Source organism: Mesonia sp. HuA40, from assembly GCF_008017835.1.
Classification (GTDB): Bacteria; Bacteroidota; Bacteroidia; order Flavobacteriales; family Flavobacteriaceae; genus Mesonia.
This window is the reverse complement of the sequence record NZ_VRLT01000059.1, coordinates 283,776-308,646: the sequence shown is the minus strand read 5'-3', so window position 1 is coordinate 308,646 and position 24,871 is coordinate 283,776. Positions and strand designations below refer to the sequence as shown.

Here is a 24,871-nt window from a genome sequence, read left to right as displayed (position 1 = left end):
ATTAAATAAATTCTATGTTTTTTGCTGAAAAGATATAGTTTCAGATCTGAATTTGTTTTTGCCAAAATCTAATGTTCTTATAGGGAAAGGTATATTGATGTCATTTTCATCAAAAGCTTTCTTAAGCGCTACAATAGCCTTATGCTTAGCAAAAAGAACATCCCGTTGTTTAGAGACATCGGTCCAAAAACGAATTATGAAATTAATGGAGCTATCACCAAATTCTGTATAAGCCAATTCAACTTCTTCTAAGTTTTCCTGACTAAATAATTCAGCGATTGTCGATTTAGCGATTTTCTCAACACTTTCTAAATCGGATTCATAACCTACTCCGCAAGTCAGTGAAACACGTGATCTTTTGGTGTTAGAGAAATTTTTAAAAGGATTTTCAACAATTTTCACATTAGGTATAACCACCAAATTATTATCTGATTGCTTAATGACAACATTACGTAAATTTACTTCTATAACCTCACCTGCAAAACCATTTGACTCAATCCAATCTCCAACTTCTAATTCTGGTCTAAAACTAAGTATAACTCCAGAGAATGTATTATGTAGGGTGCCTTGAAGGGCCAAACCTATGGCTAGACCAACTACCCCAGCACCAGCTAACACAGAGGTTAAAACTTTGTTTAAATCTAAAACGCCCAAGGCCACGAAAAAACCAATAGAAATTACAATGACTTTAACAACACTTGTTGAAATGTTAATGATAGAGCGTGCTACATTTTTATGCTCTAACAGTCGTTTAATTATTTTAACGATGTATTTTGCCAAAAAGTAAAAGACGATTAATACTAAAATTGCCAAAATTATATTTGGCAATTTTAGTATTAGGGCATCCAACCATCCGCCTAATTTATTCCATAAATCGGCTACGGCATCTGTAATGTTAAAAACCGAGTCTAATTTCATCTAAGGAGATTTATGCATCAATAGCTTTATGGGTGTCTTCGGTTTTCATTGACCAAGCATCTAGCATCCAACTGGTTTTTTCTAATTCACCAATATATGCTCCAATCATATCAATTGTACCTTCATCTTCGGCTTCATCAGCTTTCTCAACTACCAAACGCATTTGCTTTAAAATCTTACCATGATCCTCTAAAAGTTCTTTTACCATAGCTTTATCAGTTTTTTTAGAAGTCGATTCTTTAATGTTTGACAAATCTAAATATTCTGAATAGTTACTGGAGGGTTGGTATCTAAGGGTTAAAATACGTTCTGCAATTTCATCAATTTTTTCCTTTGCATCGTTATACATATCTTCAAACTGCTCGTGTAAATAGAAAAAACTAGTACCCACAATATTCCAATGAAAGTTTCTTAACTTTTGGTAATACATATGGTAATCGGCCAGCAAAACATCCAACTGTTTCACTGTTTTACTTGTCTTTTCGTTGTTTAGATTTAAGTAGCTCATATTTTCATTTTTAATTTTAAACAAATATAGTATAAATAAAAGTTATTGATATATTATTTAATATAAGATTAACTTATTGTGTTAGCGTTTTAATTTATCAAGAAGTTCTTGAGAGATTTGGCCGCTATAGGTGCCATAGGCATCCGTCAATAATCCTTTTTTGCCATTTTTGGTTGTTATAGCGTAAAGTATAGAATTATCTGAAGGGTTAGACATTCCTTCAAATCTATATACTTTGTCTATTTCAAATTCATTTGGTTTATAATTCTCTTTGTCTTTTTTATTTTCGATGTGCTCATCCAACAAATTAAAATCATAGGTATACCCTTTTTCCTTTAATTGATTCATCGCTTGTGATAATGTTTTATATTCCATAATTTTTTTGTTTGAATTTAGTATAAAGCTCAAAGAATTCAAATTTAATCGTACTGTTTAGTATAAATTTAACGCAAAAAAAAGGCAATGAAATTCATTGCCTTTAATAATATTATGTGATGCTATTTTTAGTTGTTGAGCATTACTGGCATTACAAGCATGGTTACGTGTTCACCTTCATCAAGACCATCCTTAGGGGTTAGAATTCCTGCTCTATTGGGTAAACTCATTTCTAACATTACTTCTTTGGCATTTAAGTTATTCAACATTTCGGTTAAAAATCTTGAATTAAATCCAATTTGCATATCGTCTCCTTGGTAATCACAAGTAAGTCTTTCTTCTGCTTTGTTGCTATAATCAACATCTTCTGCAGAAATATTTAATTCTGCACCAGCAATTTTAAGCTTTACCTGATGCGTTGTTTTATTTGAAAAAATTGAAACCCGTTTTACAGAATTTAAAAATTGGGTGCGATCAATTATGAGTTTGTTCGGATTTTCTTTAGGTATTACAGCTTCATAATTAGGGTATTTACCATCGATTAATCGGCAGACCAATTCAGTTTCATCTAAAATAAATCTGGCGTTAGATTCGTCGTAAGACAATAAAACATCACTATCACTATTCCCCAAAATACTTTTAAGTAAATTTAATGGCTTTTTAGGCATAATATAAGATGCTTCTGTTTGTGCAGATACATCTTCTCGCTTATACTTTACTAATTTATGCGCATCTGTAGCTACAAAAGTTAGGCCTTCTGGTGAAAACTGAAAATAAACTCCACTCATGACAGGTCTTAAATCATCGTTACCAGATGCAAATAAGGTTTTGCTTATGGCTGTTGCTAAAACCTCTGCAGGAACCTTGGTGCTATTGGGTTGATCTAGTTCTACAGCTTTTGGAAATTCATCACCATCGGCATAAGCCAAGGCATATTTACCGTGGCTAGAGCTAAGCTCTAACGTATTGTTTTCTGCTACGAAAGTAAGTGGCTGTTCAGGAAAAGTTTTTAGTGTATCCAATAATAGTTTAGCTGGTATAGCTATTTTTCCTTCGGCATTAGAATCTACTTCAAGTTTGGCAGACATAGTAGTTTCTAAATCTGAAGCCGATACTACAAGCTCAGATTGATTAAGCTCAAATAAAAAATTATCTAAAATCGGTAAAGTATTGTTATTGTTTATTACACCACCTAAAACTTGTAATTGTTTTAATAGGTAAGAACTAGAGACTATAAATTTCATATTTTCAATCATTCAAAAGATTTATCTATTACAAATATATCTTATTCTATTAATTAAACTCTAGATAGCAGAAGTATTTATTAACAGAGATTTTCACAATTACATAAGGTTAGATAATTTAATTTTATGAACGCTAGGAGTTAATCTAAAAAATAAATTTAACTACATTTGCTCTAATTATAAGATTAATCACACCAATGAGTCAAAGAATTCTTTTAAATGCTAAAGAAATTGAAATAATCTTACAGCGTTTAGCTTGTCAATTACTTGAGAAACACGCAAAATTTAACAATTGTGTGCTTATCGGGATTCAACCTAGAGGTATATATCTGGCCGAGCGTATTGCTGCAATTTTAGAAAAACAATATGGCATTGAAACTTTACAATTGGGCCAATTAGATATAACTTTTTACCGAGATGACTTTAGGAGAGGGGAGAAACCTCTTGAAGCCAATAAAACGCATATTGATTTTTTAGTAGAAGACAAAAATGTAATTTTTATTGACGACGTTTTGTATACGGGAAGAAGTATCCGCGCGGCTCTTACGGCCATTCAATCATTTGGTAGACCAAAAGAAATAGAACTTCTTACTCTTATTGATAGACGATTCAGTAGGCACTTACCCATTCAACCAGATTATAACGGGGTACAAGTAGATGCTATTAATCAAGAGCGTGTTGAGGTAAACTGGAAAGAGAATAATGGGGAAGATAGTGTATATATAGTAAAAAATAAAATATGAGTGAGCTTAGTGTAAATCACTTATTGGGTATTAAATACCTAAAAAAAGAAGATATAGAGTTAATTTTTAAAACGGCTAAGCATTTTAAAGAGGTTATCAATAGGCCTATAAAAAAAGTACCTTCGCTTAGAGATGTTACAATTGCTAATTTGTTTTTTGAAAATAGCACAAGAACAAGATTATCGTTTGAATTAGCAGAGAAGCGGTTAAGTGCAGATGTAGTTAACTTTTCGGCAGCTTCTTCATCGGTTAAAAAAGGGGAAACTCTAGTAGATACTGTAAATAATATTTTAGCAATGAAAGTAGATATGGTGGTTATGCGTCACCCTAACCCTGGAGCCGGTATCTTTCTTTCAAAGCAAGTAGATGCCAGTATTATTAATGCTGGAGATGGCGCTCACGAACACCCTACACAAGCCTTATTAGATGCCTTTTCAATACAAGAGGAACTGGGTGATATTGGCGGCAAAAGAGTACTGATTGTTGGGGATATACTTCATAGCCGCGTTGCTTTAAGTAATATCTACGCACTAAAAAAAATGGATGCAAAGGTAATGGTTTGCGGACCAAAAACGCTAATCCCAAAGCATTTACATAAACTAGGTGTAAAAGTTGAAACAAATCTAGATAAGGCTTTGGCTTGGTGTGATGTGGCTAATATGTTGAGGGTTCAAAATGAACGTATGGACGTTAATTACTTTCCGAGTACCAAAGAATATGTAAAACAATTCGGCCTCACAAAAAAGCGACTGGAAAAGCTAAATAAAGAACTTGTGATTATGCATCCGGGACCCATTAATAGGGGGGTAGAATTATCTAGTGAATTAGCTGATTCTGATCAAGCTATTATCCTTGACCAAGTTGAAAATGGTGTGGCTGTTAGGATGGCAGTAATTTACCTATTGGCAGCTAAAATAAAACAATTATGATTGTAGAAAATAAAGAGAACTATTCATTGTTGCGCGATGAAAAAAATGATATCAGGTCTTTTGTAAGTTACCTGAAGAATTGCATACCCAAAGATTTTAGCAATAAGAACTTGGTTGTTGATATTCTAAAATACGGAACCTTAGAGCTTGAAGAATTACTTCTATTTTTAAGTATATCTAATCAACACAGAAAACAAAAATGCTCTTTTGTTTTAGTGAATGATACTATAATGATTGATCGGGTGCCAGAAGAATTAATTGTTGTTCCAACCTTAAAGGAAGCCGCGGATGTGATTCAAATGGAAGAAATAGAACGTGATCTAGACGCATTTTAATACACTATTTATGCAGCTTACTGTACTGGGTTGTTATTCGGCAACCCCAAGAACTTTTAATCATACTACATCACAGGTTTTGCAAATCAAAAACCATCTATTTTTAATAGATTGTGGTGAAGGCACTCAAGTACAGTTAAGAAAAAACAAAGTAAAATTTTCACGTATAAAACATATATTTATATCCCATCTACATGGTGACCATTTTTTTGGTTTGATAGGACTTATTTCTACCTTTAATTTATTGGGCCGAAAAACAGATTTACATATATATGGCCCTAAAGGAATTAAAGAAATAATTGTTCTACAATTAAAATATTCAAAATCTTGGACTTGTTATAATTTATATTTTCACGAACTTGAATCCGAGGAACCTCAGGTACTTTTAGAAGATGATAAAGTAATTGTTGAGACTATACCTCTAAATCATCGTGTTTATACTAACGGTTTCTTATTTAAAGAAAAGCCGGGCGATCGAAAGCTTCTGATGAATGAGGTTTTAAATTATGAAATAGATAAAGCCTATTATAAAAGTATCGTAAAAGGCAAAGATATACTTCTTGAAAATGGCGATTTAATTCCCAATGAAAAATTAACCGCACCACCTAAACCTACAAAAAGTTATGCATTTTGCAGTGATACGGCATACTACCCTATAATAGTTGAACAAATAAAAAATGCAACCGCTTTATACCACGAAGCAACTTTTCTAGAAAGCCACGCCTATCTTTGTGCTTCTACAATGCATTCTACGGCCAAACAAGCAGCCATAATCGCCAAAAAGGCACAGGTTCAACAATTGATTCTAGGGCATTATTCTACCCGCTATGATGACATTAATAATTTTAAAATTGAAGCGCAGGAGTTTTTTGAGAATGTGATTTGTGCTCAAGATGGTCTAACTATTACTTTTGATTAAATTTGTTTTTCCTTAACTGATAATCTTGTAAATTGCAGTATGGAAAATAAACTACACGACTACCGAAAATCCTATGAAAAATTTTCTTTAGATCTCGATAAAGAAAATAAGGATCCTATGTTGCTCTTTGCGGAGTGGTTCAAAGAGATTGATCAAAATAGTTTAGCAGACGAAGTGAACGCGGTTAACTTAACAACCATAGAAACAGATGGTTTTCCTAAATCACGAGTTGTTTTACTAAAATCTTTTTCTAAAAATGGCTTTGTTTTTTACACTAATTATAATAGCAATAAAGGGCAGGCCATAGCCGAAAACAATAAGGTGAGTCTTAGCTTTTTTTGGCCTCAAGCTGAACGTCAAGTGATAATTAAGGGTTTGGCCCAAAAAGTAGATGCCATAGAATCTGATGCCTATTTTTATTCTAGGCCCAAGGGAAGTCAAATGGGCGCAATTGTATCTAATCAAAGTCACGAAATTCCTAATAGAGAGTATTTGGAGGCTAAGTTAAGTGCTTTAGAAAAAGAGGTTACAGAAAATAATAAAGAAATAAAACGTCCAGATCACTGGGGAGGTTACTTAATAAAGCCTACAGAAATAGAATTTTGGCAAGGTAGAGCCAATCGTTTGCATGATAGATTTTTATTTAGCAAAAATGGAGAGAACAATTGGAGTAAAAAACGCTTAGCCCCTTAAATTTATGAAAAGTTTAATTCTTGTTCGTCACGGTAAATCTTCGTGGAAAGAAAATTTGCCAGATAAAATGCGCCCCCTAAAGAAACGGGCTTTTAGAGATGCAAATTTAGTTTTGGATGCACTAAAACCCAATTTAAAGGTCACAAGTAAAATGCTAGTGCTAAGTAGTACAGCCACTAGAGCCATAACAACAGCTCAATTGTTCAAACAAGGATTGAATGTCTCGGAAAGTGAATTTAAAAGACTAGATGCGTTGTACACTTTTAACCATGAAAATCTAATTGATATAATTCAGCAACAGCATAATAAATACAATACTATTATTTTATTTGGTCATAATCCAGCGTTTACAAATCTTGTTAATCTTTGGGGTGATAAGTCAATTATTAATATTCCTACGACAGGTTTAGTTAAAATAGATTTTCCAGACACAGAAGATTGGAGTAAATTAAAACAGGGTAGTGTAGATTATTGCTTATATCCTAAAAACCTTCGAAATGAGTAAAAAGACTGATTTTAAGTACACCAATAGAGAAATTAGTTGGCTTCAATTTAATGCCCGCGTTTTGCAAGAAGCGGCCGATAAAAGTGTGCCGTTAATTGAGCGATTAAGGTTTTTAGGTATTTTTTCTAACAATTTAGACGAATTTTTCAAAGTACGCTACGCTACGGTCAAGAGAATTATGCAAGCGGGTAAAGGAGCCAAGAAAGCTTTAGGCGGAATTAGTGCAAAGAAATTATTAAAACAAATCACTCAAATAGTTATTGAGCAACAAGCCCAGAGTTTAGAAATATTAAAAGCAATTCAAGAAGAACTAGAGGTCAATAACATATTTATCATCCGTGAAAACGAAGTAAATCAAGAACAAGCAGCTTTTTTAAAAGATTATTTTCTACAAAAGGTAAGTCCAGCTTTAGTTACAATAATTTTAGATGATCTTGAAGAAATGCCTAGTTTAAAAGGTAGTGCGGCCTACTTAGCTATTACTATGCATTTAAAAAACCCCGATGAGGTAAATAGAACCAAGCGTTATGTGCTAATTGAAATTCCTAGGGGTATAGATAGATTTGTTGAGTTGCCTTCTAATGACGACCGGAAATATTTAATTATTCTAGATGATATAATACGTTATAATCTAAAAAATTTACTGAATATTTTTGACTTTAAAAGTATAACGGCACATATGATTAAAATTACCCGCGATGCAGAATTGGATATGGCGGGTGATTTAGATAAAAGTTATATTGAAAAATTGTTAAGCAGTATAAAAGATAGGATTATAGGTGAGCCGGTGCGCTTTGTTTATGATAAAACCATACCGCGTGAAACGCTGAAGTATTTACTTACTAAAATGGGCTTAGATCATTCAGATAGTATTATCCCTGGGGGGCGTTATCACAATAGGCGGGATTACATGAAGTTTCCTAGCCTAGGAGCGAAACATTTATTATATAAAAAGGTACCCGCTTTACCCATTAAAGATTTGCCACTACAAGAAAGTCTTTTAAAAGCTATTGCACAAAAAGACTATCTGCAATATACGCCTTACCATACCTTTTCTTATACGGTTAAATTCCTGCGAGAAGCAGCAATCGATCCTAAGGTGAAGTCTATTAAAATTACTATATATAGACTCGCAGAAGTTTCTCATATCGCCAGTTCTTTGGTAAATGCTGTGAAAAATGGAAAAAAAGTAACAGTATCAATTGAGTTAAGAGCGCGTTTTGACGAGGCCAACAACATCCGTTATGCTGAACAGATGCAGCGTGAGGGGGTAAATTTAATATTTGGAGTTCCTGGTTTAAAAGTACATGCAAAGGCCTGTGTTGTAGAACGTATAGAAGGAAAAAAGAAAAAGAGGTACGGATTTATTAGTACGGGAAATTTTAATGAAAATACGGCGAAAATTTATACAGATTTCACGCTGTTTACTTGTAATCAAGATATCTTAAAAGAGGTGAATCAAGTCTTCGATTTTTTTGAAACCAATTACAAGGTTTCTAAATACAAACATCTTATAGTTTCACCGCATTACTCTCGCAATACATTCACAAGGTTAATTCAACAAGAGATAGATAATGCAAGACAAGGCTTGCCTAGTGGAATTCAATTAAAACTGAATAGTTTATCGGATTATAAGTTGATTGACAAGCTATACGAAGCCAGTAATGAAGGAGTTAAAATTAAATTAATTGTTAGAGGTATTTGCTGCTTAATTCCTGGAGTGCCTGGAATGAGCGAAAATATTGAAGCCATAAGTATTGTAGATAAATATTTAGAGCATCCTAGATTATTTATCTTTAATAATGCCAATCTGCCTAAAGTTTATATATCGTCGGCAGACTGGATGACTAGAAATTTAGATTATCGGGTTGAAATTTCTTGTCCCGTTTATCAAGAAAACCTTCAGAGGGAGCTTATCGAGACCTTTGAGATTTGTTGGAAAGATAATGTAAAAGCCAGGAAATTCTCTGCACAAGAAAACAACCTTTATGTACCGCAGCAAGAGCCTGCAGTACGCAGTCAATTTGCAACTTATGACTACTATTTAGAAAAGATAAATTAAAAAAACTACATTGTTATGCTTAGCATAAAGAAATACGCCGCAATAGACATTGGATCAAATGCAGTACGTTTGCTTATTGCAACCATAACTGAACCCCACGAACAACCCCCGATCTTTAAAAAAACTTCATTGGTTCGGGTTCCTATTCGTTTGGGTGAAGATGTTTTTTTAAAGGGAAAAGTTTCAGAGTCAAATAAAAAGAGAATGCGTGACACCATGCAAGCCTTTTCATTATTAATGAAATCTCATAAAGTTATTCAATACAAAGCTTGTGCTACTTCGGCGATGCGTGATGCAGAAAACGGCCAAGAATTGGCACAAGATATTAAAGCCGAAACAGGTATAGATATCGAAATTATAGATGGTGACCACGAGGCTGCCATGATTGCCACTACAGACTTGAGAAATCTAATTCAAAATGATAAAAACTACTTGTATGTCGACGTAGGCGGAGGAAGCACCGAGCTCAGTTTCTTTACGGAAGGAGAAAAATTGGCTTCAAAATCTTTTAAAATAGGAACAGTGCGTTTACTCAATGACAGAGTTGAAGAAAGTTTGTGGAATGAAATGAAATTATGGATACAGAATGTAACGAAAGGATATACAAAGATTTCCTTAATTGGTTCTGGAGGTAATATCAACAATATATTTAAGAGCAGTGGTAAAAAAATAGGCAAACCTTTGAGTTACTTTTATTTAAGTTCTTATTATCAACTGCTAACCTCCTTAACCTATGAAGAGCGAATTGTTAAGCTTAATCAGAACGAAGATCGTGCCGATGTGATAATACCAGCGACTAAAATTTATTTGTCTACTATGAAATGGAGTAGGGCACGTAAAGTTTATGTGCCTAAAATTGGTTTAGCCGATGGTATTATTAAATATATGTACAATGAAGAACAGCAACAAACTATATTTTAATCTTTAGGAGGTATTTTCCTAAAACGCAAATAAAAAATAGTCAGCATCATTAATAAACCAAATCCTCTAAAATAGAATCCTTCTATATGCCAAGTGAATAAATTCGCTACGAAAAGAAAGAGGCAAAACAGTAATAATAACAGCGAGGTTTTTTTAGTCATTCTGATTTTATTTTTTTTGAAAAATACATATAGTGAAATTTTGGTTTTTTTGGCTGGGTGTTTGATGATCTTCTTCAAAAAAATCAATAAGCTTAAAGTTGTTTCCAAAAATTTTTTTTAAAGAGTCTTGGTTATGTTGTTTAACCGGTAAGCCACTACATTTTTCTGGACCATTTTTACTAAAGCTAGCAATGGCCAGATAGCCATTCTCAGCTACATACTCAGCAGCTCGTTTAGCATATTCATCAATTTGATTTTCGTCGTTAAGAAAATGAAAAGCTGCCCGATCATACCACAAATCAAATCTATTTGATGTTTCAAAATTTGTTATATCGCTAATTATCCAATTGATTTTATTAGCATTTGCATTTAATCTTTTTTTCGCTCTTTCAATCGCCTTTTTGGATATGTCGAGAACATTTGCATTTTTAAACCCATTTTCAATAAGAAAATCGGCAACAAAACTATCGCCGCCTCCTATGTCAATTATGACCGAATTTGCATTCAACTTTACACGCTGAGCTACCTTTTTAAAAGTATCTACATTGGGCTGGTACCAACTAACGGTATTCAAGGGTTTGTTTTTATAGACGTCTTCCCAATGTTGTTGCATTTTGTTATCCATGAATGCTATGTGTTTTACCAAGTTTTTTCATTATTTCTGCTTCATACTCCAAAAGTTCGTTCCACTTTTTATTTACGGTTTCTAAATCACCATATTTTCTGGCAAATTTTAAAAACATAGTATAGTGGTTAGCTTCACTAATCATTAATTTTTTATAGAATAAGCGCAAATCTTTATCTTTTAATTGCTCAGATAGTAACTTGAATCTTTCACAACTTCTAGCTTCTATTAGTGCAGCATAAAGCAAACGATGTACCATTTGGTTTATTCGGCTTCCTCCCTTTGGGAAAAATTTAAGTAATTCTATAACATATTCGTCCTTTCGATCTCTTCCTAAAGCGAAACCTCGTTCTAAAATAAGATCGTGAACCATTTTAAAATGACTCATTTCTTCTTGAACTAGACTTATCATTTCTTTAACTAAATCTTTATATTCAGGAAAACTAACAATTAATGAAATAGCCGTAGACGCTGCTTTTTGCTCGCAAAATGCATGATCTATTAAAATTTCCTCTATATTTTTTTCGGCTATATTCACCCATCTTGGGTCTGTTGGTAATTTAAGTCCTAACATATTATTTTATATCTAAATCAAACAATTTTCTTAGTTTTTCTAGGTTGGAATTCTTTTGCACTAATTTGTCAAATTTTTCACGGCTTGTGAATGCATATTTTTTGGCGACCTCTTCATTAACCGCAATTGATAAATCTACAAACGAGTTTTTTACCTGATTACGAATATAACTAATTAGCGGTCCTTGTGCTCTTTCTAGTTCAACCTTCATTGTACTGTTGGGAAGTGTGATATGTAAGGTTTTATCTTTAAGACTAGGCCTATCGGTTTCTAGAATTGAGGCTAGAATTTTTTCCCCTTTCTTTTTTAATTTTAGAACATATTCATCCCATGCCAATAGGGCTTCGCTCTCCGTAAAACTTTCATTTAATTTTTTGGGCTGGTTTTCTTCTCGTTGCAGTTTTTTCTGCTTCAGTTCCTTTTTCTTGTCGATACTCTTTAAAGATAAACCAGAAACGGATTTTGGTTTAGTTTTGCTATTAACTTTATTTAAGTTAGAAGCGGGTGGTGGGTTGTGATCTTGCTTGTAAGGTGTTTTTTGATCTTTTACATTATCAACTTTAGCGTGGACGTGTTCTTGTGTTTCAATAACCTGTTTTTGTTCTTTTTTAACCGAAACAAAGTTACTGGCAGGAATTATGTAGGGTTCAGCGTTTTTTTTTTACCTTCTGTAATCGAAGCGAGTTGCATTAAGCATAATTCTACCAAAAGTCTCTGGTTCTGCGCTCCCTTATACTTGAGATCACAGGAATTTGCTAATTCAATTGCTTCTTTTAAAAAATCAGTGTTCGCTAGTTGGGCTTGTTCAAAATATTTCTTTTTAATTTGCTCCCCTACTTCTAAAAGTGCAATTGTGCTTTGTTCTTTACAAATAAATAAATCTCTAAAATGGGCAGCTAAACCTGCAATATAATGTTGACCGTCAAAGCCCTTAGCTAGCACCGAATTAAATTGCAAAAGAAGTTGCGGTATATTTTGGTTAAGGATGTGCGTGGTTGCCTCAAAATAAACATCATAGTCTAAAACGTTTAAATTTTCGGCCACAGCTTGCCTAGTCAAATTTGAACCACTAAAACTAACAACCCTATCATATATTGAAAGTGCATCGCGCATGGCCCCATCTGCTTTTTGGGCAATTATGTGTAAAGCATCATCTTCGGCCTGTATTCCTTCTTGTTGAGCTATTTTAGCCAAATGATTTTTAGCATCTAAAACACTTATTCGCTTAAAATCGAATATTTGACAGCGCGATAAAATTGTTGGAATAATTTTATGTTTTTCGGTAGTCGCTAAAATAAAAATGGCGTGGTTTGGAGGTTCTTCTAAAGTTTTTAAAAACGCATTAAAAGCACTAGTAGAAAGCATATGTACCTCATCAATAATATAAACCTTATACTTTCCCGTTTGAGGGGGAATGCGTACTTGATCGGTTAGAGAACGAATATCATCAACAGAGTTGTTTGAAGCCGCATCAAGTTCAAAAATGTTAAATGCAAAATCTTGCTCTATTTCGTTTTGCGCTTGTTGATTGATTTTCTTTGCTAAAATTCGAGCACAAGTAGTTTTACCAACACCTCGAGGCCCTGTAAAAAGAAGTGCTTGAGCTAAATGGTTGTTATTAATCGCGTTTTGCAATGTATTGGTAATTGCGCGCTGACCTACCACATCCTCAAAAGATTCTGGTCTATATTTTCTTGCTGATACTATAAAATGTTCCATCATCGCAAATATAGCAGATTATTTTAAAATTATGCTTTCTCAAAATGACTTAAATTTAGAAGCATAAAAAGTAAATTTGAGCTGTCTAGGTTAGCTTTTAAATTAAATATTATCTTTGCAAAAAAGTAGGCCGTCTTATCGCTTTTAATTTATTAAAAGAGGAAAGTCCGGACACCACAGAGCAGTATAATGGTTAACGGCCATCAATTGTGAAATTAGGACAAGTGCAACAGAAAGAATGTACAGGTTATGCTGTAGTGAAATCAGGTAAACTCTATACGGTGCAATGTCATGTAAACCGACTTTAAGACTTGCTCGGTCATTGTTGGAGGGTAGACAGCTAGAGGTTTTTGGTAACAAAAACTCCAGATAAATGATAAGATTTTCTTTTTAGAAAAACAGAATCCGGCTTATAGGCCTACTTTATTTTTTAAAAAAACTAAAAACAGATCCGCCATAGCGCCGTTCGTCTATGAAATTGGCTAAACTTGATAAAGGCGTGGTTTTTGGATGCTCTATTATAAGTATTCCTTCGTCTTTAAGGTGTTGTTGGTTAAATACTAACTGTACAAGTTCTTCAAATTGGTCTGTGGTAAAATCGTAAGGAGGGTCTGCAAAAATTAAATCAAAAGTTTGATTAGCGATTTTTAAATAGGTGTAAACATCTTTTTTTATAGTATTAATTTGAATTCCTAAAGATGCGCTGGTTTCATTTATAAATTTTATGCAATTATAGTGCTTGTCAACTGCCGTGATTTCAGTGCAACCTCTTGAAGCAAATTCGTAGCAAATATTACCAGAACCAGCAAATAAATCCAGTACGATTAATTCTGTAAAATTATAAGTATTATTTAAAATATTAAACAGGCCTTCCTTGGCGATATCGGTTGTTGGCCGAATAGGCAATTTCTTAGGAGCTATTATGCGTTTACTTTTAAACTTTCCTGAAATGATTCTCATAACTTTATGAATATAAATGAATGAAGCTCTGTTTTGTTTCTAGATTTTTAGTATCTGTTATTTCTTTTTGTATTTTAACGTTTACAAAATATTTATACATTAATTTGTATAAAGCACTTTCTTGGTTAAGAGGAGATAAGAATTGCAATGGAATTTCTTGTGGTGAGATACTCAATTGTTCAAATACAAAAAGCGTATAGTACAAAAAGTCTTCATTTGAAATATAAGGGTACACATTACACAATTTTAATTTATCTCCCTGATATATGCACAGAAAAAAATAATCTGTAAAAGCAGTAACTGTTGTAGTGAAATCTTGCGCTATATTTTTTTTTGCTATCTCGTGTGTTTTTTCTATTATATTTGAGGCCAGATGATTAAAGTTGAAATCGCCAAAATTTTCTATAAAAAAGTTGTTAATTGCTGTAAAGGGTATAAAAATTAAACTTAGATCTAGAGGTTTAATAGTATCTGAATATACCTCGTCTGTAGCTAGAATTTTAATATTATATTGTAAATATTGAGCGGCGCTTAATTTGGTATAGTAGGGGGTAGGGACTACAGTAAAAAGTCTGTTAGCGTAAGTCACCTTGAGTTGTTTAATAGCTTCTCTGAAATCTTTTATTTGAGGAAGGAATTCCTGCTCGAGAAGTTTTAGTATTTCTGCTATACTTAAGCTGTTTGTTGACCATTTCTCTTTTTGAAAAAGAATACCATTTTGATCTTTCACAAAAAAAGAAAATCCATCTTGAGCAATCAAGATGGATAAACTATAATTTATTTTAGTAGGTGTATTATTCACTAGATCCGTATACTTTTGGCCAGTTTCCATTGGTATTAACTTCAGTCATTGAACCAATCTTAAGGTATTCACCGTTTACACCATCTACAGAAATCACTTGCTTTTCCTGCATTACTAAATCAGGATCTTGATCGGCTAAAATTTTATCTTTAGCTACTTTCACCTCAAATACCGGAATAATAGCATTTCTTTTCTTTATTTTCCCCGCCTCAATTTCAAATGTTACAGAATTATCGGTGGTGGGTACATATTTTAAATTCTTGTAATCTTTTTGCTTAAACAAAGAATCTTTAACCGGTACATAACCTAAAGTATCTATAAGCGTAATACTTTTATACTGGTCTACACCATATGTTTTTTTGTACTCTTCATCTAGAACGGTAGTGTCTCTACGCTGAGTTACTGTAAATTTTGCGGTGTCTATAAATTTTACCAACCCATCAAAATCATCAGAGAAAACACCAGTAACTTGTTTATGTGCCAATTGTGCTTCTCGAATATCTTTTAATTTATTAATTACCTGTTGATAACGCTTTTCTTTAATTTTGTTAAACTGAATGGGGTCATAAATTGAATTAAAGGTTAGGTAACCTAAAAACCCAATTACCACCCATAAAATTAATTGAATAACAAGTTTCATATGATTTCTTTTTATTTACTAAACGTGTATGTGCACAAATCTACAATTTTTTTTTGTTCGCAAAAGTTTCATTGGTTAAAAATGCGTTTTTTATCTTTGAAAATTTAAGCCTCATTTATGACAGCCCCAGAATTTTTTAAACTTCTAATTAAATCTTTTTCTCATTCCCCTAATTTAAAACAAGAAAGCGCCCTCCAAAAATTAAGCCATTTTCTTGTTTCTAAAGATAATGAATTAATGTTTGTGCTAAAGGGGTATGCAGGTACAGGAAAAACAAGTTTAATTGGTACTATAGTCAAAAGCTTATGGCATATCAATGCTACTCCTATCCTTATGGCCCCAACGGGAAGAGCGGCCAAGGTTATGGGTAATTATTCAAATTACCCAGCACAAACCATTCATCGTAAAATTTATTACCCTAAAAAATCGAGTGGAGGTAAAATAAGTTTTACATTACAAAAAAATAAGCATAAGAACGCGGTTTTTATTGTAGATGAAGCCAGTATGATATCTGATTCAACATTAAGTAATACGGGTCTATTAGATGCTTCACTGCTTGATGATTTAATTGAATATGTTTATAATGGTCAAAATTGTAAGCTCCTATTTATTGGAGATACCGCACAGCTTCCGCCAGTACATCATAACCTTAGTCCGGCATTAGATGCCGAAACACTCTCTAGACAGTACCATAAAACGGTAGACGAAATAGAATTGACTCAAGTGATGCGCCAAGAAGAACTGTCTCTTATTCTTGAGAATGCAACCGCTTTACGAGAGCAAATAAAAGATGGTGATTTCGCTAATTTCCAGTTTAATAAAACAGGAAAAGATTTTATTCGCCTTGTAGATGGTTATGAGATTATGGATGCTATTAACGCCTCATATGATAACAAGGGGCATGAAGAAACTGCCATCGTAGTTATGTCTAATAAAAGAGCCAATATTTACAACGAACAAATTCGATCTCGAATTTTATTCCGCGAAAGCGAAATTGCTGCAGGAGATTTTTTAATGGTGGTAAAAAATAACTACTTCTGGCTTAAACCTAATTCTGAAGCAGGCTTTATTGCCAATGGTGATATCATTGAAATTCTCGAGATTTTTGCCGTGAAAGAATTGTATGGTTTTAGATTTGCCGAAGTTAAGGTGCAAATGGTTGACTACCCTAAAATGAAGCCATTTGAAACGGTTATTATGTTAGATACTTTGCAAATTAATGCAGCTTCTTTACCCTACGGGCAGGCCAATACATTGTATAATGAAGTGATGAAAGATTATGCCGATGAATCTACAAAATACAAGAAATTTCTTAAGGTTAAAAACAACCCCTATTTCAATGCTTTACAAGTAAAATTTAGTTATGCTATGACTTGCCATAAAGCACAAGGAGGACAGTGGGATACTGTTTTTATAGAACAACCTTTTGTAAGGGATGAAGTAGATAAGGAATACTTAAGATGGCTATACACCGCTTGTACGCGTGCCAAAAAGCAAGTTTATCTTATTGGCTTTAAAAATAGTTTCTTTACGGATTAAAAAGCGTAAATTTCGCCAAAAATAGTTAAAGTATGAAAGTAATAGCGATGATTCCGGCGCGCTACGACGCCAGTCGTTTTCCAGGTAAATTAATGCAAGATCTTTGTGGGGCTAGTGTTATTTTACGTACCTACCAAGCCACTTGTAATACCAATCTTTTTGATGATGTGATTGTGGTTACCGATAGCGATATAATATTTAACGAGATTATAACTAATGGAGGTAAAGCGTTTAAGAGTATTAAAGAGCATGCCTGCGGAAGCGACAGAATTGCCGAGGCCGTTGCTCATATTGATGCCGATATAGTAGTGAATGTACAAGGAGATGAGCCTTTTACCTCTTCTTCTATACTGGCGGCGCTTCTTGAAGTATTTAAAAATGATTCGAGACAACAGGTAGATTTAGCTTCTTTAATGACTCCGCTGCACGATAAACAGGATATTGAAAATCCTAACAATGTTAAAGTGATTGTAGACAGAGAACAAAAAGCGCTTTATTTTTCAAGATCTGTAATCCCTTTTGTTAGAGATGAGGATAAAAAGATTACACATTACAAACATATAGGGATTTATGCTTTTAGAAAACAAGCATTACTAGACTTTGCCAAGCTACCTATGCTCGATTTAGAAGCCGCGGAGAAAATTGAATGTCTTCGTTATTTAGAATATGGTAAAACTATAAAAATGGTAATTACCGATAAACCTGTAATTGGTATTGATATACCAGAAGATCTCGAAAAGGCAAGAAAAAAATGGGCTAACTAATTTTTTACTTTTTAGTTATAGGGATAAGGTAGCTTAAAGAATAACCGTAACCAACCCCTATAGAACTATTGGCGTTAACGCGATGAAAACCTGGAATATAGAGATTTCCAAAACCATCTGGTTCTTTTTGGTTTAGCAATACTTTTAATTGAAGATGTATGCCAAGAAATAAATTGTTTAAAATTTCGGCTTTTGCGCCACCCTGTATTTCAACCCAATGAGCAGAGAGATTTTTAAATTCACGATTTACTGTTCTTAGGTCTCTTGGAAAAAATAAATCTGTATTGTAAATTTCAAAAGCATCTAATTGCTGAGTAAAATTGGCATAGCCATACCTAAAGCCGGCATAAATTTCATTTTGCATATTACCCCAGTTCTCATAGGCATTATAATTTACACCTAATTTAATATACTGGCCTTGTGTATTTCCGTATAGGTAATCCTCGTCGTAAACCTTTTTTTCATTTCCTATTTCCCCAGCCAAAAATAATTTTTTGCCAATTCTATAATCAGTGGTAATTTCGACCCCTTCATAGTCATCATCTAAAAAACTTCGGGTTATTTTTGCTAGATCTAATCCAACACGTATACCAAATTTGTCTTGTGTTTTGCTAGTGGTAAGAGAGTCAGTTTGTTGTGCAAAACCTAACAAGCTACAAAAACAAATATTAATGATAAATATAAAGGTGAGTTTCTTGTTCATTTAGAATGTTATTGGGTTGTATAACTTCAATATTTTTAATCCAGTTTTCATCTTGATTTTCTTGGGTTAAAAATGCTTCTAATTCATAAAAGACTACTTTAAAACCGCAAGCTCTATTCACATATTCTTCTACTGGCGCGTAGGTGAATTGTAAGCTATCAGCATTAGCGTTGTCAATCCCCTCGGGATTGGCCGGAATATCTTTTTTAAAAATAAATTTGGTATTGTTTTGCCCGGTTTGAAGTGGAATTTTTACGATAGAATCAGTAACAGGTGCATCAAATAAAGGGTTGAAATTTAATTGGTCATAAACTTGAAGCCGATTAACTGTTTTGGCTTCAATAGGGTTTTCGATGTCTAAAAACTTAATGACTAATAAAGGTGTAGTAGGGGTAGCCCCGGAGCAAATATCATCTTTTTGACATCCGTAAAAACTGATTATCACCAATAATAAAATACCTATAATTGATCTATTTCTCATCGCAATTCAAGTTGTACAACGTTTTCAACGTGATGGGTTTGAGGAAACATATCTACGGCTTGTGTTTTTGTAACTTGGTATAAGGCATCTAACATTTGTAAATCTCGAGCTTGAGTGGCCGCATTACAGCTTACATATACAATACGCTGGGGTTTTATATTAATAATTTGCTCAACCACATCTTTATGCATACCCTCTCTAGGCGGATCGGTAATTATAACATCGGGTGTTCCATTTTGTGCAATAAAGTCTTTTGTAAAGACTTTACGCATATCGCCTACAAAAAAATTGGTATTTTTTATATTGTTATTTTTGGCATTCGCCTTGGCATCTTCGATGGCTTCGGGAACCACTTCAACGCCAACAACTTTTTTAGCTTCTTTAGCAACAAACTGTGCAATAGTACCCGTACCGGTATATAAATCATAAACCAATTCATTTCCCGTTAACTCAGCAAAATTACGCGTTATTTTATAGAGTTCATAGGCTTGAGCAGAGTTGGTTTGGTAAAAAGATTTTGCTGTAATCTTAAACTGCAAGCCTTCCATTGCCTCGATAATATAATCGCGACCAGCAAAGCACAAAACCTCTTGATCATAAATAGTGTCATTTCCTTTTTCATTAATGACGTATAAAAGCGATGTGATTTCTGGAAAATTATTTTTTAAATAATTTAAAATTAGATTTATTTTCTCTTCATCTCTATAATAGAATTGTACCAAAACCATCACTTCACCTGTAGAGGAGGTCCTTATCATTAAAGTGCGTAAAAGACCCTCTTGCTTGCGCGGATTGAAAAAGCTGACGCCCTGCTCACTGGCAAAACTTTTCACCCCATTCCTTATAGCGTTGCTAGGGTCTTGTTGAAGGTGACATTTTTTAATATCTAGAATTTTATCCCACATGCCAGGAATATGAAAACCAAGCGCATTCCTGTCTTGAATTTCTTTTTCGCTATTTATTTCATCCAAGGTCAACCAACGGCTGTCGCTAAATGAAAACTCCATTTTATTTCGATAAAAATATTTTTTTTGGCTCCCTAAAATGGGAATAATCTCTAATGGTTCTACTTTGCCAATGCGGGTAAGCTGATTGAACACCTCTTTTTCTTTGAAATGTAATTGAGATTCATAATTCATATGTTGCCACTTACAACCTCCGCAAGTACCAAAATGTTGACACTCTGGTTCGGTTCTTCTGTCAGATAATTTTGCGAATTCCGTTGCTTTGGCGAAATAATAAGCTTTTCTTTTCTTGAAAGTTTGCACTGTAGCGATATCGCCGGGAACGGCATTATCTATAAAAATAACTTTACCATCGGGTGCTTTTGCAACTGCTTTCCCTTTTGCTCCTGCCTCGGTAACTGTTACATTTTCAAATATCTTGTTTTTATTTCTTCTTGCCATAGCTCAAAAATACTAAGTTTTGTGATGAAGAGGTTTAGATTATCCTAAACATTTAGTATTTTGCAAACATATCAAAAAAATGGGTGATTTCTCCCCAATAAGCAGGAATCAAATTAAGTTTAAGAAAGAAAAAAGAAAAAAGCATGTCAGTTGTAACAATTAAATCATCTCAACAAGCAATTGAGTTAGAAGAAAAACACGGTGCCCATAATTATCATCCATTACCTGCCGTATTAAAGAAAGGTGAAGGAGTTTTTATGTGGGATGTAGAAGATAAAAAATATTATGATTTTTTATCGGCCTATTCAGCGGTGAATCAAGGTCATTGTCATCCAAAAATTATTGGGGCTATGACTAAACAAGCTGAAACTTTGACGCTTACCTCACGTGCATTTCATAATGATGTACTTGGTAAATATGAGAAATTTGCAACCGAATATTTTGGTTTTGATAAGTTACTCCCAATGAATACAGGTGCAGAAGCGGTTGAAACTGCTATTAAAATTTGTAGAAAGTGGGCTTACGAAAAGAAAGGGATTCATGAAAATGAGGCGCAAATAATTGTAGCTGAAAATAATTTTCACGGTAGAACAACAACTGTAATTTCTTTTAGTAATGACGAGGGTGCACGAAAGAACTTTGGGCCTTACACGCCTGGTTTTTTAAAGGTGGGTTATGATAATTTGGAACAACTGGAAGAGGCACTAAAAAATACACCGAACGTAGCCGGTTTTTTGGTCGAGCCTATACAAGGTGAAGCTGGGGTATTTGTTCCAAGCGAAGACTATCTAAGTGAAGCGCGAAAACTATGTAAAAAGTATGGTGTATTATTTATCGCCGATGAAATACAAACTGGTATTGCCAGAACGGGATCTTTATTAGCTGTTTGCGGTAATTGTACTTGCCAGAATAAATGTGAGCAACAATCTGAAACTTATGTAAGACCAGATATTTTAATTTTAGGAAAAGCGTTGTCGGGTGGAGTGTATCCTGTTTCTGCAGTTTTAGCCGATAATGAAGTTATGGATGTAATACAGCCTGGGCAACACGGTTCTACCTTTGGAGGGAACCCTGTGGCTTGTGAAACTGCTATCGCGGCACTTGAAGTGGTATACGATGAAAATTTAATTCAGAATGCACGCAAGCTCGGAGATTATTTTAGAGCCGAAATGAATAAATATATCGCAAATTCTAAAGTAGTTAACTTGGTAAGAGGTAAAGGTTTATTGAATGCAATTGTTATTAACGACACAGAAGAAAGTAGTACTGCTTGGAATATATGTGTTGATTTAAAAGAAAACGGTTTGCTGGCAAAGCCTACACACGGTAATATTATTCGCTTTGCTCCCCCTTTGGTTATTACCAAAGAACAACTGGATGAGTGTATAGCTATTATTACCAAAACCTTGTCTAAGTTTGAAGGCCAAATTTAATGAGTAATAATATAAAGAATAAAAAAGGGTGTTATTAAAACACCCTTTTTTATATCAGCTAGTTATCAATAGTTCTAAGTTTTTTTAACTTGGCTTCCCAAGTACCTAGCTCTTGTTTTTTTCTTTCTATATTTTTTAAAACCTCTTTAAATAGCGGATTGCTCTCATCTGCATTTGAAAAGAACTGCATATTATTTTCTAGCTGTATAATCTCTTGATCGGTTTCTTCGATACGTTTTCTTATAAAAAATTCTTCTTTTCTCAACTTATCTGCACTATCAGCGTGATCTAAAGATTGTAGTTTATTTTCATACTTTAACAGCTCTGATTCTCGTTTTGAGATATCTAACTGTTTAAATAGTTGATCTAGGGCTTTATTGAATTTACCTTCAATGTACTTCATTTTAAAAGGAACGTGTCCTAAATCTTTCCAAATGTTAATTTGCTCTTTTATAAGTACAAGAGCTTCTTGGTGGTCTTGAGGAAGAGTTAAGTTTTTTACCTTTTCAAGCAACTCTTTTTTCTTTTCAAAAGCCTGCATTTCATCTTTATTTTCTTCATTTTGTTTTTCGTGAAGTCTATTGAAATAATGGTTGCAAGCTTTTTTAAATCTTTTCCATATTTTATCACTATCTTTTCTTGGGACGTGTCCAATTTTTTTCCACTCACTTTGAATACGTTTCATTAGGGGAGTGGTTATCTTAAACTCTAGATTATCCTTATTTTCTTCGGCTATTTGAACCAGTTCAAGCTTTTTATTCAAATTTTCATATTGTTCTTTTTTTAAATTTTTATAAAAAGCATTTTTCTTTCGGTTAAAAGCCCTAACGTTTTCCTTAAAGCGTTTCCAGCTTTCATCTGCATTTTTCTTGGGTACTTTACCCGCTTTAAAAAACTCCTCGCGTAAGGATTCAATTTTTTTGATGTTGGCTTGCGCTTGTTTGTGAGAGGCGATTTCTTCTTGGGCAATATTTTTTATATTGTCAATTATTTCATTCTTTTTTTCAAGATTCTTCTCGCGTCCTTTGTCTAGTTCTTCAAAATAAGCTTGCCTGTTTTCGTGAATTTTTTTTGTTGCTGCACTAAACCTTTCCCAAATATCCTCTCTATATTCTTTGGCAACCGGTCCTACTTCTTCTTTCCACATTTTATGTAACATTTGTAGCTCTCTAAAAGCTCTATTAATGTTAGTCTCTTGTGTAAGTTCTTCCGCTCTAGCGATCATTTTTAACTTTTGATCTAAGTTGTGTTTAAAGTCTAAATCTCTAAACTCACGGTCTAAATGTAAAAAATCATAAAACACCTCAACGTGGTGGTGGTAAGTTCTCCAAATATCTTTATAATCTTCTCTAGGTACTGGTCCGGCTTTTTTCCAACGCTCTTGTAATTGTTTGAATTTGGCGAAGCTATTATTCATGTCGGCACTGTCGCCAATCATTCCTTTTAGCTCTTCGATAATGGCTAAGCGCTCTTTAAGATTTTGATTTAAGTTTTTCCTTAATTCTTCAAAATGTTTGTTGCGCTGTTCTTTATATTTAAAGTAGACTTCGTTAAAACGCTTTTTAGTAGGACTTGAATAATGAAAATCTATAATATTACCGCCTTCTTCTAAGAAATCTTCCTTTTTCTGCTCCATTTCTTCATCAAATTTGCTATCAAATTCTAATTTGATTTCTTGAACGTGGTCGCGTATTGCTTGAATTTTCTCAGATTTTAAAAGCTCATCCAGCTCCATGACCAACTCATTCATAGTCATGGCGTGATAGTCTTTCATTTCAATTTCATGGCGTTTTTGTAAATCCTCATCTTCACTCTCTTCGGCCAAAGTCTCATCTAACTCATCATGTATTTTATCTGAATCTTGTTTTGGTTCTGGATTATGGTCTGATGTAGCACTGGCGTTAGTCTGGGCGTCAGTTATTTGCTTCTCCACTTCTTCTGTATCGTTACCAGATGGTTGCACATTTTGCTGAGAGTTTTTAGAATTTTCTATGTTTTCTTGATTCTCAGTACTTTTTCGATTTGCTTCTTTATCAGACATATTTTTCAATGTTTAGGTTCGTAAATAATGTGGAAAGATACTATTAAAGGCTTGTTTCTGCAAAAAAAATGTAATTTTAAAGACCTTAGGTTGTTTATCACTTAAAGCTTAAGAAATGAGCATATCTAAAAGAGGTGAAATTATTCCTGCCAAATAGACCAAGATCGATTAGCTTGATGCAGTAGCATCGCTTGACCATTAGCAATTTTTGCTCCTCTTATTTTACCTTTTGCTAGAAACTCCGTTAATGTAGGGTTGTATACCAAATCGTATAAGAGATGAGTTTTACTTAAGGCATCATAGGGTATTTTAGGAGATTGTTTGATATCTGGATAAGTGCCTAGTGGTGTTGCATTAATTATAAGTTTATGGTCATCAATATCATTTTCATTTAAATCCTCATAATTCAACTGGTCTTCTTTAGGCGTTCTACCTACAAACTTATATTCAATCCCCATAGCTTCAAGAGCGTAGGCTACCGCTTTTGATGCACCTCCTGTACCTAATATTAAAGCTCGCGAATGATTGCTTTCTAATATAGGAAATAAAGCTTTCATAAATCCGAAGGCATCGGTGTTGTAGCCAATTTTTTTATGATCTATTACTTTAACGGTATTTACTGCTTTTATTTTAGAGGCTTCATCAGATAATTCATCTAAGTAGGGAATAATACTTTCTTTAAAAGGTATGGTAACATTAAATCCGTCAAGGTTGTTTTTTGTTAATAAATTGGGCAATTCATTTATTTCATTTAGCTCAAAATTATTATAAGTTGCATCAACATTTTCTTGGATAAACTTATCCTGAAAAAAAGTTTTAGATTTTGAGTACCCTATATTCTTACCAATTAATCCGTATTTTTTCATCATTT

27 protein-coding genes and 1 other RNA gene are annotated in these 24,871 nt (G+C 33.6%); 12 read left to right on the top strand and 16 right to left on the bottom strand.

Translation table 11 applies throughout. The annotated features are described in order from the left end of the window. Positions 1–12 precede the first annotated feature (12 nt). The 4 genes from FT993_RS11050 to dnaN form a co-directional block, all read right to left on the bottom strand. Positions 13–918, bottom strand: a complete 906-nt coding sequence (locus FT993_RS11050; protein WP_147862603.1) for a mechanosensitive ion channel family protein — start codon at positions 916–918, stop codon at positions 13–15. Between the two features lie 10 nt (positions 919–928). Then, positions 929–1,426 carry a Dps family protein gene (locus FT993_RS11045; RefSeq protein ID WP_147862602.1) on the bottom strand — a complete coding sequence of 166 codons (498 nt, stop codon included), beginning with the start codon at positions 1,424–1,426 and terminating at the stop codon, positions 929–931. A gap of 81 nt (positions 1,427–1,507) precedes the next feature. Further along, positions 1,508–1,801: a phosphoribosylpyrophosphate synthetase gene (locus FT993_RS11040; protein ID WP_187240807.1), complete on the bottom strand. Its 294-nt coding sequence runs from the start codon at positions 1,799–1,801 to the stop codon at positions 1,508–1,510. 128 nt (positions 1,802–1,929) lie between these two features. Continuing rightward, the gene (dnaN, locus tag FT993_RS11035) at positions 1,930–3,045 is read right to left on the bottom strand and encodes a DNA polymerase III subunit beta (protein ID WP_147862601.1); all 1,116 of its coding nucleotides are present in this window, start codon (positions 3,043–3,045) and stop codon (positions 1,930–1,932) included. A 197-nt stretch (positions 3,046–3,242) separates the two neighbouring features. Here dnaN and pyrR point away from each other — a divergent pair, with 197 nt between their 5' ends. From pyrR to FT993_RS10995, 8 genes are read left to right on the top strand one after another with little or no spacing between them, the layout of a single operon-like run. Next, a complete protein-coding gene (gene pyrR / locus FT993_RS11030; RefSeq protein WP_147862600.1) occupies positions 3,243–3,788 on the top strand; it encodes a bifunctional pyr operon transcriptional regulator/uracil phosphoribosyltransferase PyrR in 546 nt (181 codons plus the stop codon). Next, complete coding sequence (locus FT993_RS11025) at positions 3,785–4,717, top strand: aspartate carbamoyltransferase catalytic subunit (RefSeq protein WP_147862599.1); 933 nt, start codon at positions 3,785–3,787, stop codon at positions 4,715–4,717. Before pyrR ends, FT993_RS11025 begins: the two co-directional genes overlap by 4 nt. After that, on the top strand, positions 4,714–5,052 hold the full coding sequence (locus FT993_RS11020) for a ribonuclease Z (RefSeq protein ID WP_147862598.1): 339 nt from the start codon (positions 4,714–4,716) through the stop codon (positions 5,050–5,052). The genes FT993_RS11025 and FT993_RS11020 overlap by 4 nt, the downstream gene beginning before the upstream one ends. Before the next feature lie 10 nt (positions 5,053–5,062). Continuing rightward, positions 5,063–5,971 carry a ribonuclease Z gene (locus FT993_RS11015; protein ID WP_147862597.1) on the top strand — a complete coding sequence of 303 codons (909 nt, stop codon included), beginning with the start codon at positions 5,063–5,065 and terminating at the stop codon, positions 5,969–5,971. A 39-nt stretch (positions 5,972–6,010) separates the two neighbouring features. Then, the gene (gene pdxH / locus FT993_RS11010; protein WP_147862596.1) at positions 6,011–6,664 is read left to right on the top strand and encodes a pyridoxamine 5'-phosphate oxidase; all 654 of its coding nucleotides are present in this window, start codon (positions 6,011–6,013) and stop codon (positions 6,662–6,664) included. Positions 6,665–6,668: 4 nt separating this feature from the next. Continuing rightward, positions 6,669–7,169 carry a histidine phosphatase family protein gene (locus FT993_RS11005; RefSeq protein ID WP_147862595.1) on the top strand — a complete coding sequence of 167 codons (501 nt, stop codon included), beginning with the start codon at positions 6,669–6,671 and terminating at the stop codon, positions 7,167–7,169. Next, complete coding sequence (ppk1, locus tag FT993_RS11000; RefSeq protein WP_147862594.1) at positions 7,162–9,231, top strand: polyphosphate kinase 1; 2,070 nt, start codon at positions 7,162–7,164, stop codon at positions 9,229–9,231. Before FT993_RS11005 ends, ppk1 begins: the two co-directional genes overlap by 8 nt. Before the next feature lie 15 nt (positions 9,232–9,246). After that, entirely contained in the window at positions 9,247–10,152 is a 906-nt protein-coding gene (locus FT993_RS10995; protein WP_147862593.1) for an exopolyphosphatase, read from the top strand. Between the two features lie 168 nt (positions 10,153–10,320). On the opposite strand, the gene FT993_RS10990 is transcribed toward FT993_RS10995, so the two are convergent. From FT993_RS10990 to dnaX, 4 genes are all read right to left on the bottom strand, one after another. Beyond that, positions 10,321–10,938, bottom strand: a complete 618-nt coding sequence (locus FT993_RS10990) for a trans-aconitate 2-methyltransferase (RefSeq protein WP_147862592.1) — start codon at positions 10,936–10,938, stop codon at positions 10,321–10,323. Continuing rightward, positions 10,931–11,512, bottom strand: coding sequence for a tRNA-(ms[2]io[6]A)-hydroxylase (locus FT993_RS10985; protein ID WP_147862591.1), 582 nt, complete (start codon positions 11,510–11,512; stop codon positions 10,931–10,933). Before FT993_RS10985 ends, FT993_RS10990 begins: the two co-directional genes overlap by 8 nt. 1 nt (position 11,513) lies before the next feature. Beyond that, the gene (locus FT993_RS12600) at positions 11,514–11,849 is read right to left on the bottom strand and encodes a hypothetical protein (RefSeq protein ID WP_187240806.1); all 336 of its coding nucleotides are present in this window, start codon (positions 11,847–11,849) and stop codon (positions 11,514–11,516) included. Positions 11,850–12,148: 299 nt separating this feature from the next. Further along, positions 12,149–13,234: a DNA polymerase III subunit gamma/tau gene (dnaX, locus tag FT993_RS12595; protein WP_370450898.1), complete on the bottom strand. Its 1,086-nt coding sequence runs from the start codon at positions 13,232–13,234 to the stop codon at positions 12,149–12,151. A gap of 119 nt (positions 13,235–13,353) precedes the next feature. Here dnaX and rnpB point away from each other — a divergent pair. Continuing rightward, positions 13,354–13,660, top strand: an RNA gene (gene rnpB / locus FT993_RS10975) — RNase P RNA component class A. On the opposite strand, the gene FT993_RS10970 is transcribed toward rnpB, so the two are convergent. From FT993_RS10970 to FT993_RS10960, 3 genes are read right to left on the bottom strand one after another with little or no spacing between them, the layout of a single operon-like run. Next, positions 13,655–14,191: an RsmD family RNA methyltransferase gene (locus FT993_RS10970; protein ID WP_147862590.1), complete on the bottom strand. Its 537-nt coding sequence runs from the start codon at positions 14,189–14,191 to the stop codon at positions 13,655–13,657. The genes rnpB and FT993_RS10970 overlap by 6 nt on opposite strands. 4 nt (positions 14,192–14,195) lie before the next feature. Beyond that, complete coding sequence (locus FT993_RS10965) at positions 14,196–15,023, bottom strand: DUF3822 family protein (protein ID WP_147862589.1); 828 nt, start codon at positions 15,021–15,023, stop codon at positions 14,196–14,198. After that, complete coding sequence (locus FT993_RS10960; RefSeq protein ID WP_147862588.1) at positions 14,986–15,633, bottom strand: hypothetical protein; 648 nt, start codon at positions 15,631–15,633, stop codon at positions 14,986–14,988. The genes FT993_RS10965 and FT993_RS10960 overlap by 38 nt, the downstream gene beginning before the upstream one ends. Positions 15,634–15,750: 117 nt before the next feature. Between FT993_RS10960 and FT993_RS10955 the strand changes: the two genes are divergently transcribed. Together FT993_RS10955 and kdsB are read left to right on the top strand one after the other, a co-directional pair. After that, positions 15,751–17,172 (top strand): ATP-dependent RecD-like DNA helicase, encoded by a 1,422-nt coding sequence (locus tag FT993_RS10955; protein WP_147862587.1) that lies wholly within the window; start codon positions 15,751–15,753, stop codon positions 17,170–17,172. Between the two features lie 32 nt (positions 17,173–17,204). Continuing rightward, on the top strand, positions 17,205–17,936 hold the full coding sequence (gene kdsB / locus FT993_RS10950) for a 3-deoxy-manno-octulosonate cytidylyltransferase (RefSeq protein WP_147862586.1): 732 nt from the start codon (positions 17,205–17,207) through the stop codon (positions 17,934–17,936). A gap of 4 nt (positions 17,937–17,940) precedes the next feature. On the opposite strand, the gene FT993_RS10945 is transcribed toward kdsB, so the two are convergent. The 3 genes from FT993_RS10945 to rlmD are packed head-to-tail and all read right to left on the bottom strand — an operon-like array spanning position 17,941 to position 20,526. Next, entirely contained in the window at positions 17,941–18,639 is a 699-nt protein-coding gene (locus FT993_RS10945) for a DUF6048 family protein (RefSeq protein WP_222708311.1), read from the bottom strand. Further along, positions 18,605–19,120: a DUF6452 family protein gene (locus FT993_RS10940; protein ID WP_147862585.1), complete on the bottom strand. Its 516-nt coding sequence runs from the start codon at positions 19,118–19,120 to the stop codon at positions 18,605–18,607. The genes FT993_RS10945 and FT993_RS10940 overlap by 35 nt, the downstream gene beginning before the upstream one ends. Beyond that, positions 19,117–20,526, bottom strand: a complete 1,410-nt coding sequence (rlmD, locus tag FT993_RS10935; protein ID WP_147862584.1) for a 23S rRNA (uracil(1939)-C(5))-methyltransferase RlmD — start codon at positions 20,524–20,526, stop codon at positions 19,117–19,119. Before rlmD ends, FT993_RS10940 begins: the two co-directional genes overlap by 4 nt. A 143-nt stretch (positions 20,527–20,669) precedes the next feature. Here rlmD and rocD point away from each other — a divergent pair, with 143 nt between their 5' ends. Beyond that, positions 20,670–21,959 (top strand): ornithine--oxo-acid transaminase, encoded by a 1,290-nt coding sequence (rocD, locus tag FT993_RS10930; RefSeq protein ID WP_147862583.1) that lies wholly within the window; start codon positions 20,670–20,672, stop codon positions 21,957–21,959. A gap of 58 nt (positions 21,960–22,017) precedes the next feature. Here the strand turns inward: rocD and FT993_RS10925 are convergent, their stop codons facing one another. Next, a complete protein-coding gene (locus tag FT993_RS10925) occupies positions 22,018–24,000 on the bottom strand; it encodes a DUF349 domain-containing protein (RefSeq protein WP_147862582.1) in 1,983 nt (660 codons plus the stop codon). Between the two features lie 140 nt (positions 24,001–24,140). Beyond that, positions 24,141–24,869 (bottom strand): shikimate dehydrogenase, encoded by a 729-nt coding sequence (locus FT993_RS10920; protein WP_370450897.1) that lies wholly within the window; start codon positions 24,867–24,869, stop codon positions 24,141–24,143. Positions 24,870–24,871: the final 2 nt, after the last annotated feature.

Bases quoted from the DNA above. Each gene is read 5' to 3' on its own strand.
- pdxH (WP_147862596.1), top strand. From the start codon at position 6,011: ATGGAAAATAAACTACACGACTACCGAAAATCCTATGAAAAATTTTCT.
- FT993_RS10995 (WP_147862593.1), top strand. From the start codon at position 9,247: ATGCTTAGCATAAAGAAATACGCCGCAATAGACATTGGATCAAATGCA.
- FT993_RS10990 (WP_147862592.1), bottom strand. From the start codon at position 10,938: ATGGATAACAAAATGCAACAACATTGGGAAGACGTCTATAAAAACAAA.
- dnaX (WP_370450898.1), bottom strand. From the start codon at position 13,234: ATGATGGAACATTTTATAGTATCAGCAAGAAAATATAGACCAGAATCT.
- FT993_RS10945 (WP_222708311.1), bottom strand. From the start codon at position 18,639: ATGAACAAGAAACTCACCTTTATATTTATCATTAATATTTGTTTTTGT.
- FT993_RS11020 (WP_147862598.1), top strand. From the start codon at position 4,714: ATGATTGTAGAAAATAAAGAGAACTATTCATTGTTGCGCGATGAAAAA.
- FT993_RS10925 (WP_147862582.1), bottom strand. From the start codon at position 24,000: ATGTCTGATAAAGAAGCAAATCGAAAAAGTACTGAGAATCAAGAAAAC.
- FT993_RS11040 (WP_187240807.1), bottom strand. From the start codon at position 1,801: ATGGAATATAAAACATTATCACAAGCGATGAATCAATTAAAGGAAAAA.
- FT993_RS10940 (WP_147862585.1), bottom strand. From the start codon at position 19,120: ATGAGAAATAGATCAATTATAGGTATTTTATTATTGGTGATAATCAGT.
- rlmD (WP_147862584.1), bottom strand. From the start codon at position 20,526: ATGGCAAGAAGAAATAAAAACAAGATATTTGAAAATGTAACAGTTACC.
- FT993_RS10965 (WP_147862589.1), bottom strand. From the start codon at position 15,023: ATGGAAACTGGCCAAAAGTATACGGATCTAGTGAATAATACACCTACT.
- FT993_RS10985 (WP_147862591.1), bottom strand. From the start codon at position 11,512: ATGTTAGGACTTAAATTACCAACAGACCCAAGATGGGTGAATATAGCC.
- pyrR (WP_147862600.1), top strand. From the start codon at position 3,243: ATGAGTCAAAGAATTCTTTTAAATGCTAAAGAAATTGAAATAATCTTA.
- FT993_RS11025 (WP_147862599.1), top strand. From the start codon at position 3,785: ATGAGTGAGCTTAGTGTAAATCACTTATTGGGTATTAAATACCTAAAA.
- FT993_RS11015 (WP_147862597.1), top strand. From the start codon at position 5,063: ATGCAGCTTACTGTACTGGGTTGTTATTCGGCAACCCCAAGAACTTTT.
- FT993_RS11005 (WP_147862595.1), top strand. From the start codon at position 6,669: ATGAAAAGTTTAATTCTTGTTCGTCACGGTAAATCTTCGTGGAAAGAA.
- FT993_RS11045 (WP_147862602.1), bottom strand. From the start codon at position 1,426: ATGAGCTACTTAAATCTAAACAACGAAAAGACAAGTAAAACAGTGAAA.
- FT993_RS10970 (WP_147862590.1), bottom strand. From the start codon at position 14,191: ATGAGAATCATTTCAGGAAAGTTTAAAAGTAAACGCATAATAGCTCCT.
- ppk1 (WP_147862594.1), top strand. From the start codon at position 7,162: ATGAGTAAAAAGACTGATTTTAAGTACACCAATAGAGAAATTAGTTGG.
- rocD (WP_147862583.1), top strand. From the start codon at position 20,670: ATGTCAGTTGTAACAATTAAATCATCTCAACAAGCAATTGAGTTAGAA.
- kdsB (WP_147862586.1), top strand. From the start codon at position 17,205: ATGAAAGTAATAGCGATGATTCCGGCGCGCTACGACGCCAGTCGTTTT.
- FT993_RS10960 (WP_147862588.1), bottom strand. From the start codon at position 15,633: ATGAAACTTGTTATTCAATTAATTTTATGGGTGGTAATTGGGTTTTTA.
- FT993_RS11050 (WP_147862603.1), bottom strand. From the start codon at position 918: ATGAAATTAGACTCGGTTTTTAACATTACAGATGCCGTAGCCGATTTA.
- dnaN (WP_147862601.1), bottom strand. From the start codon at position 3,045: ATGAAATTTATAGTCTCTAGTTCTTACCTATTAAAACAATTACAAGTT.
- FT993_RS10955 (WP_147862587.1), top strand. From the start codon at position 15,751: ATGACAGCCCCAGAATTTTTTAAACTTCTAATTAAATCTTTTTCTCAT.
- FT993_RS10920 (WP_370450897.1), bottom strand. From the start codon at position 24,869: ATGATGAAAAAATACGGATTAATTGGTAAGAATATAGGGTACTCAAAA.